Origin of the sequence: Luteibacter sahnii, assembly GCF_034063545.1 — a bacterium.
In the GTDB taxonomy this organism is placed as follows: domain Bacteria; phylum Pseudomonadota; class Gammaproteobacteria; order Xanthomonadales; family Rhodanobacteraceae; genus Luteibacter; species Luteibacter sahnii.
The window spans coordinates 48,763-65,508 of sequence record NZ_JAQLOK010000001.1 but is presented as its reverse complement, the minus strand read 5'-3'; the positions used below and the strand labels follow the sequence as shown (position 1 = coordinate 65,508).

General features: G+C 67.5%; 14 protein-coding genes. 10 read left to right on the top strand and 4 right to left on the bottom strand.

The features are described 5' to 3' along the window. Positions 1-15: 15 nt before the first annotated feature. From PI246_RS00290 to PI246_RS00275, 4 genes are all read right to left on the bottom strand, one after another. Positions 16-1,212 carry an MFS transporter gene (locus PI246_RS00290; protein WP_320549288.1) on the bottom strand — a complete coding sequence of 399 codons (1,197 nt, stop codon included), beginning with the start codon at positions 1,210-1,212 and terminating at the stop codon, positions 16-18. A gap of 151 nt (positions 1,213-1,363) precedes the next feature. Further along, positions 1,364-2,377: a Gfo/Idh/MocA family oxidoreductase gene (locus PI246_RS00285; protein ID WP_320549287.1), complete on the bottom strand. Its 1,014-nt coding sequence runs from the start codon at positions 2,375-2,377 to the stop codon at positions 1,364-1,366. A 10-nt stretch (positions 2,378-2,387) separates the two neighbouring features. After that, the gene (gene iolG, locus PI246_RS00280; protein ID WP_320549286.1) at positions 2,388-3,380 is read right to left on the bottom strand and encodes an inositol 2-dehydrogenase; all 993 of its coding nucleotides are present in this window, start codon (positions 3,378-3,380) and stop codon (positions 2,388-2,390) included. Further along, on the bottom strand, positions 3,373-4,236 hold the full coding sequence (locus tag PI246_RS00275; RefSeq protein ID WP_320549285.1) for a MurR/RpiR family transcriptional regulator: 864 nt from the start codon (positions 4,234-4,236) through the stop codon (positions 3,373-3,375). The genes iolG and PI246_RS00275 overlap by 8 nt, the downstream gene beginning before the upstream one ends. Before the next feature lie 179 nt (positions 4,237-4,415). Between PI246_RS00275 and PI246_RS00270 the strand changes: the two genes are divergently transcribed. The 10 genes from PI246_RS00270 to PI246_RS00225 all read left to right on the top strand — a co-directional run bounded on the left by PI246_RS00270 (position 4,416) and on the right by PI246_RS00225 (position 16,744). Then, on the top strand, positions 4,416-5,459 hold the full coding sequence (locus PI246_RS00270) for a sugar ABC transporter substrate-binding protein (protein ID WP_320549284.1): 1,044 nt from the start codon (positions 4,416-4,418) through the stop codon (positions 5,457-5,459). Between the two features lie 15 nt (positions 5,460-5,474). Next, on the top strand, positions 5,475-6,608 hold the full coding sequence (locus PI246_RS00265; RefSeq protein WP_320549283.1) for an ABC transporter permease: 1,134 nt from the start codon (positions 5,475-5,477) through the stop codon (positions 6,606-6,608). Between the two features lie 8 nt (positions 6,609-6,616). Further along, positions 6,617-7,405, top strand: coding sequence for an ATP-binding cassette domain-containing protein (locus PI246_RS00260; RefSeq protein ID WP_320549282.1), 789 nt, complete (start codon positions 6,617-6,619; stop codon positions 7,403-7,405). A gap of 17 nt (positions 7,406-7,422) precedes the next feature. Next, complete coding sequence (locus PI246_RS00255) at positions 7,423-9,384, top strand: bifunctional 5-dehydro-2-deoxygluconokinase/5-dehydro-2-deoxyphosphogluconate aldolase (protein WP_320549281.1); 1,962 nt, start codon at positions 7,423-7,425, stop codon at positions 9,382-9,384. Further along, positions 9,381-11,264, top strand: coding sequence for a 3D-(3,5/4)-trihydroxycyclohexane-1,2-dione acylhydrolase (decyclizing) (gene iolD, locus PI246_RS00250; protein WP_320549280.1), 1,884 nt, complete (start codon positions 9,381-9,383; stop codon positions 11,262-11,264). Before PI246_RS00255 ends, iolD begins: the two co-directional genes overlap by 4 nt. Further along, positions 11,261-12,169 carry a myo-inosose-2 dehydratase gene (gene iolE / locus PI246_RS00245; protein WP_320549279.1) on the top strand — a complete coding sequence of 303 codons (909 nt, stop codon included), beginning with the start codon at positions 11,261-11,263 and terminating at the stop codon, positions 12,167-12,169. Before iolD ends, iolE begins: the two co-directional genes overlap by 4 nt. Next, positions 12,166-12,963, top strand: a complete 798-nt coding sequence (iolB, locus tag PI246_RS00240) for a 5-deoxy-glucuronate isomerase (RefSeq protein ID WP_320549278.1) — start codon at positions 12,166-12,168, stop codon at positions 12,961-12,963. Before iolE ends, iolB begins: the two co-directional genes overlap by 4 nt. 22 nt (positions 12,964-12,985) lie before the next feature. Continuing rightward, positions 12,986-14,509 carry a CoA-acylating methylmalonate-semialdehyde dehydrogenase gene (locus PI246_RS00235; RefSeq protein WP_320549277.1) on the top strand — a complete coding sequence of 508 codons (1,524 nt, stop codon included), beginning with the start codon at positions 12,986-12,988 and terminating at the stop codon, positions 14,507-14,509. A gap of 110 nt (positions 14,510-14,619) precedes the next feature. Next, on the top strand, positions 14,620-15,933 hold the full coding sequence (locus PI246_RS00230; RefSeq protein WP_320549276.1) for a carbohydrate porin: 1,314 nt from the start codon (positions 14,620-14,622) through the stop codon (positions 15,931-15,933). A gap of 112 nt (positions 15,934-16,045) precedes the next feature. Continuing rightward, positions 16,046-16,744 carry an HAD family hydrolase gene (locus PI246_RS00225; protein WP_320549275.1) on the top strand — a complete coding sequence of 233 codons (699 nt, stop codon included), beginning with the start codon at positions 16,046-16,048 and terminating at the stop codon, positions 16,742-16,744. Positions 16,745-16,746: the final 2 nt, after the last annotated feature.

The window sequence follows — 16,746 nt, the reverse complement described above, 5'->3', positions numbered from 1 at the left end:
TGGATCAGGCGGGCATTATGCCCGGCCGAAGCGCAGGTAAAGCGATACCGACAGCACCGCGCCCGCGATCGAGGCCACGGCCGCCATCAAGAAGATGCCCGGGTAGTCGAAGCGACCGGCCACCCACCCGCCGAGCGGGCCGGTGACACCCAGCGCCACGTCGAGGAACACCGAATAGGCGCCCAGTGCCGCGCCGCGATTGTGCATGCTCACCCGACTGACCGCTTCCACGCCCAGCGACGGAAACACCAGGGCGAAGCCCGCGCCGGTGAGGGCCGCGCCGCCGAGTGCGAGTTCGGGCGTGCCACCCAGCCAGAGCAGGAGCAAACCAAGGCATTCGAGGGTCAGTGAGGCGATGGCCACGCGGTAGCCGCCGAAACGGTCGATGGCGTTGCCGAACACCAGCCGCATGCCGATGAAGCAGCCGCCGAAGACCGACAGCGACATCGCGGCGCCGTCCCAGCCGCGACTGGCGTAGTAAAGCGCCACGAAGGTCGACAGCGAACCGAAACCGATCGAGCCGAGCGCCAGGCCCGCACCGTAGGGCATCACGCGCGAAAGCACGCTACGGAACGACAGGCGCTCGCCGTGGGTCGGCGGCACGTGCCGCTTCCACAACGCGAACGGCAACACCAGCGCCCCAAGCGCGAAGGTCACCACGCCCAGCGCGATGAAGCCGTGGTGCGCCGCGAGCGTCACGCCCAGCGGCGCGCCGAGTGCGATGCCACCGTAGGTGGCGATGCCGTTCCAGGAAATCACCCGCGCGGTGTGTTCGCCGCCGATGCCCGCGATACCCCAGGCGATGCAGCCGGTGCCGACCCAGCTTTCGGCGAAACCCAGGCCGAAGCGACTCAGGATAATCAGCGCCAGGGAAAGCACCGGCGTCTTCGGCACGAGGGCGGCCAGGGCGAGGAACAACCCCGCGATGGCAAACACGATGAGCCCCGCGACCACCGCCCGCTTCGGCCCCATCGCATCGGCCATGCGCCCCGCGTGCGGTCGGCTCAGCAGCGTGGCGGCGTATTGCACGCTGACCGCGAGGCCCGCCAGCACGGTGGAGTAACCCAGGCCGCCATGGACGAAGCCCGGCAGTACCGCGAGCGGGATGCCGATACCGAGATAGCAGACGAAGGTGAAGACGACGGCCGAAAGGATGCGTGCCGTGATGGCGAAGCGCCTTCCGCGATGGGGGACGAGGGATGGGAGCGACATGACCCACGCATTATACCGGAGGGCTGCTGCACTGCGGCATCGCGCCGCATGAAGGCTTTTTTATCCCGTACCTGCGGCAGAGACGGCGTCACTCGCCCCGTTGCCACCCTGAGGGTTCGCGGACTCGGTCCACTACCCCGTTCACCGCGTTCTACAAAGCGACGGGGTGGCCGGTTTGCAACGACTCCCGCATCGCGACGGCGATTCGGGTCGCTTCCACCGCATCCTCCATCGTCAGGTCGAACGGCGTGTCGTCGAGCACGGCATCGACGAAATGCGTCGCCTGCGCGACGAACGCCGGTGCGAACCGCTCGTAGAACGACGGCAGCACCGTGTTCCTCACGCCACCCGCATCGGCGATCTCGACGCGGTTGGCGCGGGGATTCCGCCCGATGCTGAGCTTGCCCGCCGTACCGGTGACGTCGGTGTGCGTGTCGTGTCCGTGCGCCTGCGTGCGCGAGGCGTGGAACATCGCCCGGCGCCCGCCCTCGAACTCGACGATGGCGATACCGTTGTCGACGTCGCCGAGCGCTTCCAGGGGCGGATACATCGCCACCGTGCCGGAGGCGAACACCTTCAGCGCCTTCGGCCGGCCCAGCAGCCAACGGGCGAGGTCCACGTCGTGAACGCTGCAATCGAGGAAGATGCCGCCGCTGGTCGGCGCGAAGGCGAGAAACGCGCCCGTGGGATCAGCGAGGTCCGCCGTCTGCGAATACACCAGGAACGGCCGGCCGATGCCGCCCGCTTCGATATGCCGGAACGCATCACGATAGCTCTCGTCGAAACGGCGCACGAACCCCACCATCGCGCGCCGGTGCGACCGGGCCGCATGGGCCGCCGCGCGACGGCATTCGTCCAGGTCCAGCGACAGCGGCTTCTCGCAGAACACATGCTTGCCTGCGTCGAGGGCCTGGGCGATCTGCGCCGGATGCAGCGACGTCGGCGTCACCAGGAACACCGCATCGATGGCCGGATCGGCGAGCATCGCCTCGTACCGCTCGTGGATCGCCGGCAAGCCGAGGGTGTCGCGCACCCACGCACGCTCCGCCTCCACCGGGCTGCAGGCCGCCACCAGCTCGGCGCGCGGTACCGCGCGCGCCAGGTTCATCGCATACCGCTGCCCCAGGCGACCCAGACCGGCCAGCCCGATACGAAGCTTGCTCATGTCATCGTCCTCAGATGCTCACCGCCACCGCCTGCCCTTCACGCCACGACCGCGCCGCCGCCTCGGCCAGTTCCAGCGCCTTGATGCCGTCGGCGATCGTCGTGCGCACCGGGGTGCCCGCCGTCAGCGCATCGAAGAAATGGGCGATCTCGGCGGCGTAGGCGTCGCGGTAGCGTTGCAGGAAGAAGTGTTCCGGCAGATCGTGGGCGATGTTCGCCGCGGTGTGCGACACCACCTGGGTCGGCGCGACGTTGCCGGCCTGGAGCATGCCCTGGCTGCCGTGCACCTCGAAGCGCTGGTCATACCCGTACGCCGCGCGCCGCGAGGTGTTGATCTGGCAGAGCCGGCCCTTGCGTGTGCGGATGGTGACGGCGGTGGTGTCGATGTCGCCCGCGTCCGCGATGGCCGGATCGGTCAGGCAGCTGCCGGCCGCGTGCACGCTCACCGCCTCGTCGTCGAGGATCCAGCGGAAGATGTCGAAGTCGTGGATCAGCATGTCCTTGAAGATGCCGCCGGAACTCTGGATATAGCTCACCGGCGGCGCGCCCGGGTCGCGGCTGGTGACCACCAGCACTTCGGGCGAACCGATCTCGCCATCATCCAGGCGTTTCTTCAGCGACGAGAAGGTGGGGTCGAAGCGACGCTGGAACGCGATCATGCAGGTGACCCCGGCCTTCTCGACCGCCGCCTGGCAGGCGCGCGCACGCTCGACGTCGAGATCGACCGGCTTTTCGCAGAAGATCGCTTTGCCCGCCGCCGCCGCGCGGTGGATCAGGTCCGCATGCGTGTCGGTGCTGGAGCCGATCACCACGGCACCGACGGCCGGATCGTTCAGCGCCTCGTCGATGCCCGCGACCGTCGCGCCGTGCGCGTCGGCCAGGGCCTGCGCCGAAGGCCCATGCACGTCGACCACGTAGCGCAGGCGTGCCTGCGGATGGCGGGCCACGTTGGCCGCGTGGATCTTGCCGATGCGACCGGCACCGAAAACGGCAACTTCAATCATCGTATTCTCCTCGGGGAACGGTTTCTTCAACGGTCAGTTCAAGCGTGTAGGCCAGCGCGACGAACAGCGCCTGGCACAGGCACATGGTGCTGGTGAGCCCACGGAAGGCGAACGCGCTGCCCTCTTTCACCTTGAGCAGCACATCCGCGTGGCGCGAGAGCGGCCCCAGGTCGCTCTCGGTGATGGCCAGCACGCTCGCGCGATGCTGCTGGGCCACGCGCATGGCGTAGAGGGTTTCCTTGCCGAACGGCGGAAAGCTGATCGCGATCAGCGCGTCGCCCTTGCCCATGCTGCGCAGCTGCTCGCGATACATGCCACCGAGCCCGCTGACCAGGTGCACGCGCTTGGGCGTGTGCTGCAGGGCATAAGCGATGTACGTGGCGATCGCGAACGAGCGGCGCACGCCGATCACGTAGATGTTCTCCGCAGCGGCGAGCAGTTCCACGGCTTTCTGGAAGCGGGCCTCATCCAGCTCGCCGGCCAGTTCGTCCAGGCCGGCGCGGCTGGCGTCGATGAAGCGCGAGGCGATTTCCACCGGGCGCATCTCGCCCGCGCGGTCGATGACGTTGCGGATGCGCTGCTGGTAGCTGCGCGCCGGCGTGGCCTGCGCGGTCCACGCGTCGCGGAACACCGCCTGCATCTCGCTGAAACCCGAATAGCCGAAGCGCTGGGCGAAGCGGACCACGGCCGACGCGTGCACCCCCGAGCCCTCGGCGATCTCGCCCACCCGCTGCAGCATGATCGAACCGCGGTGCTGCTCGAGATACCGCGCCACGCCCTGGAGCTGGCGCGGCAGGGATTCGAACTCGTCGGCGATGCGCTGCATGAGCGCGTCGGCTTCGCTGGTGGGCGCCATGAGCGGCTCCGTCGGGACAGGACGACGGGCATTGAACCAGCGATGGAACATTTTTTCCATTTATTTCCATGCTGCAATGCAAATTGCAACCGACGTGGCGGCGGGCCATGCTCGACCCGCTTCTGGCCCATCCCGGCCGCAAGGCCCCATCGCGTTCGACATCCTCACCTGGAGGCTTCATGCGATCCACCACCGTCCTCGCCTCGCTGGCCGCCGCCCTTGCCCTGGGTCTGGGGCTGGCCGCCCCCGCCGCGCGCGCCGCCGCCGGCGACCGCTATGTCCTGGTCACCCACGCCGCCGATTCCGACTCGTGGTGGAACACGATCAAGAACGCCATCAAACAGGCCGGCGACGACTACGGCGTGGCCGTGGACTACCGCGGCTCGGGCAACGGCGACCTCAGCGAGATGGCCCGCCAGCTCGAATCGGCCGCCGCGCGCAACTACAAGGGCGTGGCCTTCGACATCGCCAGCTACGCGGTACTGAAGGCTCCGGCCGCCAAGGTCGCGGCCAAGGGCATCCCCATCGTCACCATCAACTCGGGCACCCCCGAGGAGAGCAAGAAGCTCGGCGCGATCATGCACATCGGCCAGGGCGAATACGACGCCGGCAAGGCCGCGGGTGAACGCGCCAAGGCCGCCGGCAAGCACAGCTTCGTCTGCGTGAACCACTACGCCACCAACAACGCGTCGTTCGAGCGCTGCCAGGGCTTCGCCGACGCGCTGGGCATCAAGGACTGGCGGCAGACCTCGATGATCGACACCGGCATGGACCCCACGGTGGTATCGAGCAAGCTCAGTGCCTACCTGCGTTCGCACCCGAAGACCGAGGCCATCCTCGCGCTCGGTCCCAACGCGGCCGAACCGGCGATCAAGGTGGTGGAAGATCTGCACCTGAAGGGCTCGATCTACTTTGGCACCTTCGACCTCTCGCCCGCGATCATCGCCGGCATCAAGTCGGGCACCATCCAGTACGCCATCGACCAGCAGCCCTACCTGCAGGGCTACATGGCCATCGCCGCCCTGGTGATCGCCAACGAGCAGAAGACGAAAGACCCCGCGACGATCATCGCCGCTCTCAAGGCCAACCCGAAGTTCCAGGCCCGCCTGAAGCAGTACGACCTCAAGCCCGTCTATACGGCCACCGGCGTCAGCTCCGGGCCGGCCTTCGTCACCAAGGACAACGTCGCCACCGTCGAGAAGTACGCGGGCCAGTACCGCTGATCGGGAAACCATCTCATGAGCGCCATCCAACAGAGCGTCAGCCACATGATCCAGCGCCAGCAAGCGGACGAACGCGTACGGAAGATCTCTCCATGGCGGGTTCTCCTCGACCGTCCCGAACTGGGCTCCATCGCGGGCACCGTGCTCGTGTTCGCGTTTTTCGGCTTCTTCGCCGGCGATTCGGGCATGTTCGCCCTCGACGGCATCATCAACTGGGCCAAGGTCGCCGGCTACCTCGGCATCCTCGCCGTGGGCGCCTGCCTGTTGATGATCGCGGGCGAGTTCGATCTCTCCATGGGCTCGATGATCGGTTTCGCCGGCGTCGCGGTGGCCATCCCGCCGATGTACTTCGGCTGGCCGCTGTGGGCGGCGGTGCTGTTCGCCTTCGCCGCCTGCATGGCGCTGGGGGCGCTGAACGGGTACCTGGTGGTGCGCACCAGGCTGCCCTCGTTCATCGTCACGCTGGCCTTCATGTTCATCCTGCGCGGCCTGACCCTGGTGCTGTCCACCACGTTCGCCAATAGCACCATCGTCAGTGGCGTGGGCGACAAGTTCACCGAAGCGCCGTTCGTGCAGGCCCTGTTCTCGGGCACCACGCTGCATGGCCTGTTCGTGTTCCTCGCCGGCCACGGCATCGTCGATCGCTTCCCGAACGGACAACCGGTGGTCGACGGCATCCCCAAGGTGCTGCTTTGGTGGGCGGCGATCGCCCTGGTCTGCGGCTTCACCCTGGCCCGTACCCGTTTCGGCAACTGGATCTACACCGTGGGTGGCGACGCCAACGCGGCCAAGAACGTCGGCGTGCCCGTGCGCCGCGTGAAGATCTCGCTCTTCGTATTGACCGCGTTCTGCGCCTGCCTGTTCGGCGTGCTCCAGGTGGCCGAATTCGGCTCGGCGGCCTCCGACCGCGGCCTGCAGAAGGAGTTCGAGGCGATCATCGCCGTGGTCATCGGCGGCACGCTGCTCACCGGCGGTTTCGGCTCGGTGATAGGCGCCTGCTTCGGCGCCGTCATCTTCGGCGTGGTGCAGATCGGCATCTCGTACACCAACATCGACTCGGACTGGTATCGCGTGTTCCTCGGCGGGATGCTGCTGATCGCGGTGCTGTTCAACCACTACATCCGCAGCCGCGCCTCCAGCGGCAAGTGAGCATCCCCATGGCCGACGATTACATCCTCGAACTCGACGACGTCAGCAAGTATTTCGGCACGGTGATCGCGCTGCGGGGGGTGACCCTTCGCCTGAAGCGCGGCGAGGTCCACTGCCTGCTCGGCGACAACGGCGCGGGCAAGTCCACCCTCATCAAGACGCTGGCCGGCGTGCACGCGCCCAGCAGCGGCCAGTATCGCGTCGACGGCCAGCCCGTGTACTTCCGTTCGCCACGCGAGGCGCTCGACCGCGGCATCGCCACGGTCTACCAGGATCTCGCCCTGGTACCCCTGATGAGCGTGGCACGCAACTTCTTCGCCGGGCGCGAACCGCGACGCAAGCTGTTCGGGGTGATTCCCGTCATCGACATGAAGTACGCCAATGACACGGCCCGCGAGAAGCTGGCCGAGATGGGTATCTTCGTGCGCGATGCCGGCCAGGCCGTGGGCACGATGTCCGGCGGCGAGCGCCAGTGCCTGGCGATCGCGCGGGCGATCCACTTCGGCGCCAAGGTGCTGATCCTCGACGAGCCGACGGCGGCACTGGGCGTCAAGCAGTCGTGCAACGTACTCAAGCTGATCCACAAGGCACGCGAGCGCGGCATCTCGGTGATCTTCATCACCCACAACGTGCACCACGCCTACCCCATCGCCGACAGCTTCACGCTGCTCAACCGCGGCCAGTCGATGGGCACGTTCGCCAAGGCCGACATTTCCAAGGAGGCCGTGCTGGACATGATGGCCGGCGGCACCGAAATACAGAACCTCGTCGACGAACTCGAAGGCCGCGCGGCCTGATCCGGAAGCCATCCCTCATGCGCAGTCCCCTGCCCCGTTCCTCCTCCCGCCCCGTCGACGTCGCCTGCCTGGGTCGCCTCGCGGTGGATCTCTACGCCCAGCAGATCGGCGCGCGCCTCGAAGACGTGACCAGCTTCGCCAAGTACCTGGGCGGTTCGTCGGCCAACGTGGCCTTCGGCACCGCGCGCCTGGGCCTGCGTTCGGCCATGATCGCCCGCGTGGGCGACGACCACATGGGCCGCTTCCTCGTCGAAACGCTCGCCGCCGAGGGCTGCGACGTCAGCCAGGTCACGCCCGATGTGGAGCATCTCACGGCGCTGGCGATCCTCGGCATCAAGGATCGCGAGACGTTTCCCCTGCTGTTCTATCGCGAGAACTGCGCCGACATGGCGCTCACCGCCGACGACATCGACGAGCCGTTCATCGCCGGCTGCCGCGCGCTGGCGATCACCGGCACGCACCTCTCCCAGCCCGGGGTACACGCCGCCAGCCGGCGCGCGCTCGAACTGGCGCGTCGCCACGACGTGCGCACGGTGCTCGACATCGATTACCGCCCCGTGCTCTGGGGACTCACCGGACGCGCGGACGGCGAACGCCGTTTCATCGCCGACGGCAACGTCACCCGCCACCTCCAGGGTGTCCTTCCCCTGTTCGACCTCATCGTCGGCACCGAGGAAGAGTTTCATATCGCCGGCGGCAGCGAACACCTCATCAATGCCCTGCGCGCGGTTCGCGCTTTGACCGACGCCACCCTCATCGTCAAGCGCGGACCGATGGGATGCAGCGTGATCGACGGCCCGGTACCCGACGCGATCGACGAGGCGCCGACCTACCGCGGCACCCGGGTCGAGGTGCTCAACGTGCTCGGCGCGGGCGATGCCTTTCTCGCCGGCTTCCTCAGCGGCTGGCTGCGCGATGCGTCGATCGCGCAGGCCTGCGCGTACGCCAATGCGTGCGGCGCCCTCGTGGTGTCCCGCCACGGCTGTGCCCCGGCCATGCCAGGCCGGGCGGAACTCGACGCGTTCCTCGCCCGTGCGGACGGCCTCACCCGACCCGATCTCGATGGCGAACTCTCGCACCTGCATCGCGTGGCGGTGCCGCGTCGGGCGTGGGACTCGCTTTACGTGTTCGCCTTCGACCACCGCACCCCGTTCTTCGAACTCGTTCGCCAGACCGGTGCCGACGAAGCCCGCCTTCCGCACCTGAAAACCCTGCTCGTCGAGGCGGTGGCCGCGACCGAGCGCGCGAACGGGCTGCACGGCCATATCGGGATCCTGGCCGACGACCGCTATGGCCAGGATGCGCTCAACGCCGCAAGCGGACGCGGCTGGTGGATCGGCCGCCCCGTGGAGGTCTCCGGCTCCAACCCGCTGGAATTCGAGCGCGGGCGCTCCATCGGCAGCCAGCTGGTGAGCTGGCCCAGGGAGCATGTCATCAAGTGCCTGGTCGCGTTCGACCCCGACGCGCCGGCGCTCCAGCGCGTGGAACAGGAAACCCAGCTGCGCTCGCTCTATGACGCGGCGATGCTGAGCGGTCACGAACTGCTGCTGGAAGTGATCCCGCCCGGCTGCACCGATCTGACCCGTCGTGACGCACTGACCCTGCGGGCGCTCAAGCGCATCTACAACCTGGGTATCCGCCCGCAATGGTGGAAACTGTGCCCGCTCGGGCGCGACACGTGGCAGGCCGTCGACGCGCTCATCGCCGAACGCGACCCGCATTGCCGGGGCGTGCTGCTGCTCGGCCTCAACGCCAGCGTCGAGGCCCTCGCCGACGGCTTCGCCGCCGCCGCGGCCAGCCGCACCTGTCGCGGTTTCGCCGTGGGCCGCACCCTGTTCGTCGAGCCCGCCAGCGCGTGGCTTCGCGGCACGATCGACGACGCGACCTTCGTCGCCCAGGCCCAGGGCGCGTTCGAGGCGATGATCGCGCTGTGGCGCGACACGCAGCGCACGCCGATCGACGAAGGAGTCGTCGCATGAGCGACACCGTCCGCCTCACCTGCGCGCAGGCGCTGGTCCGCTACCTCGCCGCGCTGCGGGCCCGCGATGCAGACGCCGAAAGCGCGCAGCCGCTGTTCGGCGGCGTGTTCGCGATTTTCGGCCACGGCAACGTGGCCGGCCTGGGCGAAGCGTTGTACGACGCGCGCCACGAACTGCCCACCTATCGCGCGCACAACGAACAGGCGATGGCGCATACCGCCATCGCGTACGCCAAGGCGAGCATGCGCCGACGGATGATGGCCGTCACGACATCGATCGGCCCCGGCGCCACGAATCTCGTGACGGCGGCCGCGCTGGCCCATGTCAACCGCCTGCCCGTGCTGCTCCTGCCCGGTGACGTGTTCGTTTCGCGCGCGCCGGACCCGGTGCTGCAACAGCTGGAAGACTTCGCCGACGGCACCGTGTCGGTCAACGACTGTCTGCGCCCGGTGTCGCGCTATTTCGATCGCATCGTTCGCCCCGAGCAGTTGCTCACCGCGTTGCCACGGGCCATCCGCGCCCTCACAGACCCGGCACTGTGCGGCCCGGTGACCCTGGCCTTGCCGCAGGACGTGCAGACGGAGGCATACGATTATCCCGCGTCGTTTTTTGCGCCCCGCGAGATCGTCTTCCGTGCGCCGATCCCCACCGACGACGAGCTGATGCTCGCCCTCGACGCCATCGAGGCGTCCCAGCGCCCGGTGATCGTCGCCGGGGGTGGCGCGTTGTATGCCAAGGCCACGCCCGAACTGCTCGCCTTCGCCGACCGCCACGGCGTGCCGGTGTGCGAAACCCAGGCCGGCAAGGGCGCCATGCCGTGGAACCACCCGCTGCAACTCGGCCCCGCCGGGGTCTGCGGCTCCACCGCCGCCAATGCGATCCTTCGCGACGCCGACCTGGTGATCGCCGTGGGTACCCGGCTGCAGGATTTCACGACCGGTTCCAATGCGCTGTTCCGCCATGTGCCGATCCTCTCGATCAACGTGAACACGTTCGACACGCTCAAGGGCGACGGCGTGGAAGTGATCGGCGATGCCGCCCAGGTGCTGGACGACCTGAGCTTCGGTCTCGAGGGCTGGGCCGCGCCGGACGCGTGGACCGAGCGCGCCCGCGAGGCCGCGCGCGCCTGGGTCGACACCGTCTCGCGGATCACCGGGCAGCGCCACGCGCCCCTGGGCCGCCGGCCCTACGACGGTGAAGTGATCGGCGCGGTGCAACGCTCGTCCACCACCTCGGCCATGCGCGACATCGTCGTGTGCGCCGCGGGTACGCTGCCGGCCGAACTGGAAAAGCTCTGGCGCACCGAAACCGCCGGCGGCTACCACATGGAATACGGTTACTCGTGCATGGGATATGAGATCGCGGGCGGCCTGGGGGTGAAGATGGCCCACCCTGATCGCGAGGTGATCGTGATGGTAGGCGACGGCAGCTACCTCATGATGAATTCCGAGCTCGCCACCTCGGTGATGCTCGACGCCAAGCTGATCGTGGTGCTGCTCGACAACCGCGGCTACGGCTGCATCAACCGGTTGCAGCAGGCGACCGGCGGCGCGCCGTTCAACAACCTGTTCGACGATTGCGTGCAGGGACGCCATGGCGCTCCCCGCGTCGATTTCGCGGCCCACGCGCGCGCTCTCGGTGCCATCGCCGAACACGTGGCCGACATCGCCGGGCTCGAAGCGGCGCTCGAGCGGGCCCGGGCAGCCGATCGCACCTATCTCGTCTGCATCGATACCGACCCCGCGCGCACCACCGACGATGGCGGGGCGTGGTGGGAGGTGGCGGTGCCGGAAGTCTCCCCGCGAACGGCCGTGCGCGAGGCGCGCGCGGCCTACGAAACCGCCATGGCCGACCGCAAGACCGGAAAACCCTCCCCATGAAGAACGACCCCATCCGTATCGGCATCAACCCCATTTCGTGGAGCAACGACGACCTGCCGTCGCTGGGCGGCGAGACACCGCTCTCCACGGCGCTCAGCGAAGGCAAGGCCATCGGCTACGAAGGCTTCGAACTGGGCAACAAGTTTCCCAAGGACCCCACGCAACTGCGCGAGCTCATGGCCGGTTACGGCCTCGACGTGGTCTCGGGCTGGTATTCGGGCCGCGTCGCCGCACGCCCGGCGGCGGAGGAACGCGAGGCGGTGGCGGGGCACCTGCGATTGCTCGCGGAAAACGGGTGCAACGTCATGGTCTACGGCGAGGTCGCCGATGCGATCCAGGGTGAGGCGGTGCCGCTGTACAAGCGCCCGCGCTTCCGCGACGACGACGCGTGGAAGCGATACGGCGAGCGGCTTACCGAGTTCGCGCGCTTCACGCTCTCGCACGGCGTGCGGCTGGCCTACCACCACCACATGGGTGCCTACGTGGAAGCGCCCGACGACGTCGACCGCCTGATGGCCCACACCGGCGACGAGGTGGGACTGCTCTTCGACAGCGGGCATACGTTCTTCGGCGGCGGCGACCCGCTGGCGGTGCTCGACCGCCACATCGCGCGCATCTGCCACGTGCACTGCAAGGACGTGCGCCCCGAGATCGTGCGGCTCGCACGCAACCGCCACTGGACCTTCCTCGAGTCGGTACTCAACGGCGCCTTCACGGTGCCGGGCGATGGCGTGATCGATTTCGCCGCCATCGTCGAACGGCTCAAGCACCACGGCTACCAGGGCTGGCTGGTCGTGGAGGCCGAGCAGGATCCCACCGTGGCGCCGAGTTTCGACTACGCCCAGAAGGGCTATCGCACGCTGCGCGCGCTGCTCGACCACGATACGGTCAGGGAGGTCGCATGAGCCTGCTCGTGAAGGCCGCCGCCGAGGGCGAGGCCATCGTCACCGTCACGCCGCAATCGGCGAACTGGAAACACGTCGGCTTCGCCGCCCGGCGCCTGCCGGCCGGCGAGCGTCGCACGCTGGCGCTGCCGGCCGATCGCGAAGGCTGCCTCGTGGTGCTGACCGGCACCGTCGACGTGCGCATCGGCGAGCGGTCGTGGTCCGCCGTCGGCGATCGTACGAGCGTGTTCGACGAACGCTCGCCGCATGCGATCTACGCGCCGCCCGGCAGCCTCTTCGAGATCACCGCATCGACGGATGCCGAACTGGCCCTTGCCAGCGCCCCCGCGACCGGCCGCTTCGAGGCGCGCCTGATCGACCCGGCGGGCATGAAGCGCTCGGTGCGCGGTACGGGCGCGAACACGCGCTACGTGTGCGACATCCTCCCGGAGACCGAGCCGGCCGAATCCTTGCTGGTCGTGGAGGTGCTCACGCCCGCCGGGCACTCATCGAGCTATCCGCCCCACAAACACGACACCGACGCCGTGCCGGACGAGAGCGTGCTGGAAGAAACCTACTACCACCGCATCGATCCGCCGCAGGGCTTCGCCTTCCAGCGTGTCTACACCGACGAGCGCGACATCGACGAATCGATGGCGGTCGGCGACCACGACGTGGTGATGGTGCCGCGCGGCTATCACCCGGTGGTCATGCCGCACGGTTACCGCGGCTATTACCTCAACGTGATGGCCGGCCCGCGCCGCGCCTGGCATTTCCGCAACGACCCCGCCCACGAATGGATGATCGCGCGCTGAGCGCGTGACCCGGAGCCCTCACATGTCCGCCCAACCTTCCAACACCCCGCTGCCTCGTGTCGTCCACAGGGTGGCCGGCCAGCCCTACGACGGCGCGCCGCATGGCCATGCCCCCGTGTACGACCCGGCGCATGGCCACGTCAGTGCCGAGGTGGCGCTCGCGTCGGTCGCCGACGTGGATGCGGGCGTGCGCGCCGCGCACGCTGCCTTTCCCGCCTGGTCGCAGACGCCGCCCCTGCGCCGCGCCCGCGTGATGTTCCGCTTCAAGGAGCTGATCGAACGCGACATGGACCGCCTCGCCCGCGTGATCGTCGCCGAACATGGCAAGGTACTCTCCGACGCCAAGGGCGAACTCGTGCGTGGCCTGGAAGTGGTGGAATACGCCTGCGGCATCCCCGAGCTGCTCAAGGGCGAATACACCGAACAGATCGCCAACGGCATCGATGCCTGGACCGTGCGCCAGGCGCTCGGCGTCTGCGCGGGCATCACGCCGTTCAACTTCCCGGCGATGGTGCCGATGTGGATGTTTCCCATGGCCATCGCCTGCGGCAACACCTTCGTGCTGAAGCCGTCCGAACGCGATCCCTCGCTCGCGGTGGAGCTTGCGTCGTTACTGAAAGAAGCCGGCCTGCCCGACGGCGTGTTCAACGTGATCCACGGTGACAAGGTCGCCGTCGACGCCCTGCTCGACCATCCGCTCGTGCGCGCGGTCAGCTTCGTCGGCTCCACGCCCATCGCTGAATACATCTACGCGCGTGGCACCGCGAACGGCAAGCGCGTACAGGCCCTGGGCGGGGCGAAGAATCACATGGTGGTGATGCCCGACGCCGAACTGGACAAGGTCGCCGACGCGCTGATCGGTGCGGGCTACGGTGCGGCAGGCGAACGCTGCATGGCGATTTCGGTGGCGGTCGCGGTCGGCGATGCGACGGCCGACGCGCTCGTGGCGAAGCTCAAGCCGCGCGTGGAAGCCCTGCGCATCGGCCACGGGCTCGACGAGACGGTGGAGATGGGCCCCGTCGTCACCGGTGCGCATCGCGACCGCATCACCGGCTACATCGACGATGGCGTGGCATCGGGCGCCGAGCTCGTCGTAGACGGCCGCGGCCATCGCGTCGCCGGCTGCGAGCAGGGGTTTTTCGTCGGCGGCACGCTCTTTGACCGGGTCACGCCGGATATGCGCATCTACAAGGAAGAAATTTTCGGGCCAGTGCTCTGCGTCGTGCGAGTACCCGATTTCGGCACGGCGCTTGAATTGGTCAACGCGCACGAATACGGCAACGGCACGTCGATATTCACGCGCGACGGCTATATCGCCCGCGAGTTCGGCCATCGCGTGCAAGTGGGTATGGTCGGCATCAATGTGCCCATTCCCGTACCCATGGCGTTCCACAGTTTCGGCGGATGGAAGAAGAGCCTGATGGGAGACCATCACGCCCACGGCCCGGAATCCGTGCGCTTCTACACAAAACAGAAGGCCATTACACAGCGCTGGCTGAACCTCACCGAAAGCGTCGGCGCCGAGTTTGCAATGCCCACCCATTAGCATGACAAAATGCGTCGGTTGTGCGTACCGAAAACCTTGTGCGTCGCAACTTAAATAATCAGAACGTCATAACGCAAAAGCGTAATTTTTCACTTCAGGGAGAAGGGTCGATGCGCATTCAGTTCAAAACGCGTCCTCTTGCCGGTCTCGTGCTCGCGTGCCTGGGCTTCGCCGCTGGCGCCGCTCACGCACAGGACGCCTCCGGCAGCAAATACCTCTTCGGCGATTGGGGCGGCGAACGCACCCGGCTGGCCGAGAAGGGCATCACGTTCGACTTCGGCTACGGCTTCGAAGCCGCACACAACTACAGCGGCGGCGATCGCGAGATCACCCGCTACACCGACCAGTGGAAGTTCGGCGCGAGTTTCGATCTGGACAAGCTGTGGAACTGGCAGGGCGCCAAGTTCAACATCATGATCACCGACCGCAACGGCCACGACATCGGCGCCGACGCGAACATCGGCAACAACCAGCTCATCCAGGAAGTCTACGGCCGCGGCCAGACCTGGCACCTCACCATCTTCCAGCTCGAGCAGAAGTTCTTCAACGACCGCCTGACGTGGAAGATCGGCCGTATGCCGGTCGGCGAGGACATCAACCAGTTCTCGTGCGACTTCATGAACCTCTCGTTCTGCGGCGCGCAACCCGGCAACATCGTGGGCGACTACTGGGTGAACTGGCCGACCAGTCAGTGGGCGACGGTGCTGAAGTTCGCCACCACGCAAGACACCTTCGTGCAGCTGGCGGCCTACCAGGTCAACCCGAAGTACGTCGACGACTCCTACGCGCGCCACAACGGCCTGAAGCCGAACTTCCCCAGCGGCACCACCGGCTGGCTGCTTCCGCTCGAGTTCGGCTGGAAGCCCACGGTCAACGGCCTGCCGGGTTCGTACCGCGCGGGCGTCTGGTACAACACCTCCAAGGGCAATGACGTCTTCTACGACGTCAACCACGAGCCGCGCGCGCTCACCGGCGACGAGCCGCTGCAGCGCACGTCGCGTCGCGGTGCGTGGATCACCTTCCAGCAGCAGGTGACCGGTGAGGCCGGTGGCAAGGGCACTAACCTGTTCCTGAACATCGCCTCGGCCGATCACCAGACCTCGCCCACCAATAACCAGATCTCGCTGGGCATGGAGTACAAGGGCATCTTCGATCGCCCGAACGACTTCGTGGGCGCGGCGCTCGGCTTCACCCACGCCAACGGCGACGTGGCGAAGTACCAGCGTCTCTACAACGCCACCCATCCGGGCCAGGAAGGCCTGGTGAAGGACGGCTACGAGAAAGTGGCCGAAGTGTTCTACAGCTGGTCGCCGATCCCCTCGATCGCCCTGCGTCCGAACCTGCAATACATCAAGGATCCGGGCGGCATCAAGGAAAAGGACAACGCGTTCATCCTCGGCCTGAAGGCGAGCGTGGCGTTCTGACGGTCTAGCGCCGAGGGGCCCTCGCCCGTACGCGGGCGGGGCCCTTTCGGCGCATCGCCAAGGATGGACTGCCCGGATATGCTTGCCCGCTGAACGACAACGAGCACCCGGCATGATCGAACTGGTCGGTTTCGACGGCGACGATACCCTCTGGCACAGCCAGGAATACTACGACCGCGCACAGGATGCCTTCGAAGCCATCCTCGGCCGGTACATCGACCTGGCCAGCGACGGCCTCCGCGAGCGACTGCTCGCCACCGAACGCGGCAATATCGGCCTGTTCGGCTACGGCGCCAAGGGCATGACCCTCTCCATGATCGAGTCGGCCATCGAGCTGACCGACGGGCGCATCGACGCCCGCGACATCCACCGCATCGTACGCCTGGGCAAAGAGGTGCTTTCCCATCCGGTCGAGCTGCTGCCCGGCATCCGCGACGCGGTCGAACGCGTGGCCCGGACGCATCGGGTGGTGCTCATCACCAAGGGCGATCTCTTCCATCAGGAGAGCAAGGTCGCACGCTGTGGCCTGGCCGACGTGTTCCACCGCATCGAGATCGTCTCGGAGAAGGATCCTCCCGCCTACACGCGGCTGTTCCGCGAACTGGCGGTACCCCCCGAGCGCTTCGCGATGGTCGGCAATTCGTTGAAATCCGACATCGCGCCGGTCGTCGACCTGGGCGGCTGGGGCGTCTACATGCCTTACCACAGCACGTGGGCCCATGAAGTGGTCACCGGCTTCACCATGACCGAGCGGGTGGTCGAGGTACTCGGCGCGGACGCCATCCCGGATGCCATCGCCCGGATGGGTTGATT

Excerpts from the sequence above, each read along its gene's own strand:
- PI246_RS00225 (WP_320549275.1), top strand. The coding sequence starts at position 16,046 with ATGATCGAACTGGTCGGTTTCGACGGCGACGATACCCTCTGGCACAGC.
- PI246_RS00285 (WP_320549287.1), bottom strand. The coding sequence starts at position 2,377 with ATGAGCAAGCTTCGTATCGGGCTGGCCGGTCTGGGTCGCCTGGGGCAG.
- PI246_RS00290 (WP_320549288.1), bottom strand. The coding sequence starts at position 1,212 with ATGTCGCTCCCATCCCTCGTCCCCCATCGCGGAAGGCGCTTCGCCATC.
- PI246_RS00270 (WP_320549284.1), top strand. The coding sequence starts at position 4,416 with ATGCGATCCACCACCGTCCTCGCCTCGCTGGCCGCCGCCCTTGCCCTG.
- PI246_RS00275 (WP_320549285.1), bottom strand. The coding sequence starts at position 4,236 with ATGGCGCCCACCAGCGAAGCCGACGCGCTCATGCAGCGCATCGCCGAC.
- iolE (WP_320549279.1), top strand. The coding sequence starts at position 11,261 with ATGAAGAACGACCCCATCCGTATCGGCATCAACCCCATTTCGTGGAGC.
- PI246_RS00235 (WP_320549277.1), top strand. The coding sequence starts at position 12,986 with ATGTCCGCCCAACCTTCCAACACCCCGCTGCCTCGTGTCGTCCACAGG.
- PI246_RS00255 (WP_320549281.1), top strand. The coding sequence starts at position 7,423 with ATGCGCAGTCCCCTGCCCCGTTCCTCCTCCCGCCCCGTCGACGTCGCC.
- PI246_RS00260 (WP_320549282.1), top strand. The coding sequence starts at position 6,617 with ATGGCCGACGATTACATCCTCGAACTCGACGACGTCAGCAAGTATTTC.
- iolD (WP_320549280.1), top strand. The coding sequence starts at position 9,381 with ATGAGCGACACCGTCCGCCTCACCTGCGCGCAGGCGCTGGTCCGCTAC.
- PI246_RS00230 (WP_320549276.1), top strand. The coding sequence starts at position 14,620 with ATGCGCATTCAGTTCAAAACGCGTCCTCTTGCCGGTCTCGTGCTCGCG.
- PI246_RS00265 (WP_320549283.1), top strand. The coding sequence starts at position 5,475 with ATGAGCGCCATCCAACAGAGCGTCAGCCACATGATCCAGCGCCAGCAA.
- iolB (WP_320549278.1), top strand. The coding sequence starts at position 12,166 with ATGAGCCTGCTCGTGAAGGCCGCCGCCGAGGGCGAGGCCATCGTCACC.
- iolG (WP_320549286.1), bottom strand. The coding sequence starts at position 3,380 with ATGATTGAAGTTGCCGTTTTCGGTGCCGGTCGCATCGGCAAGATCCAC.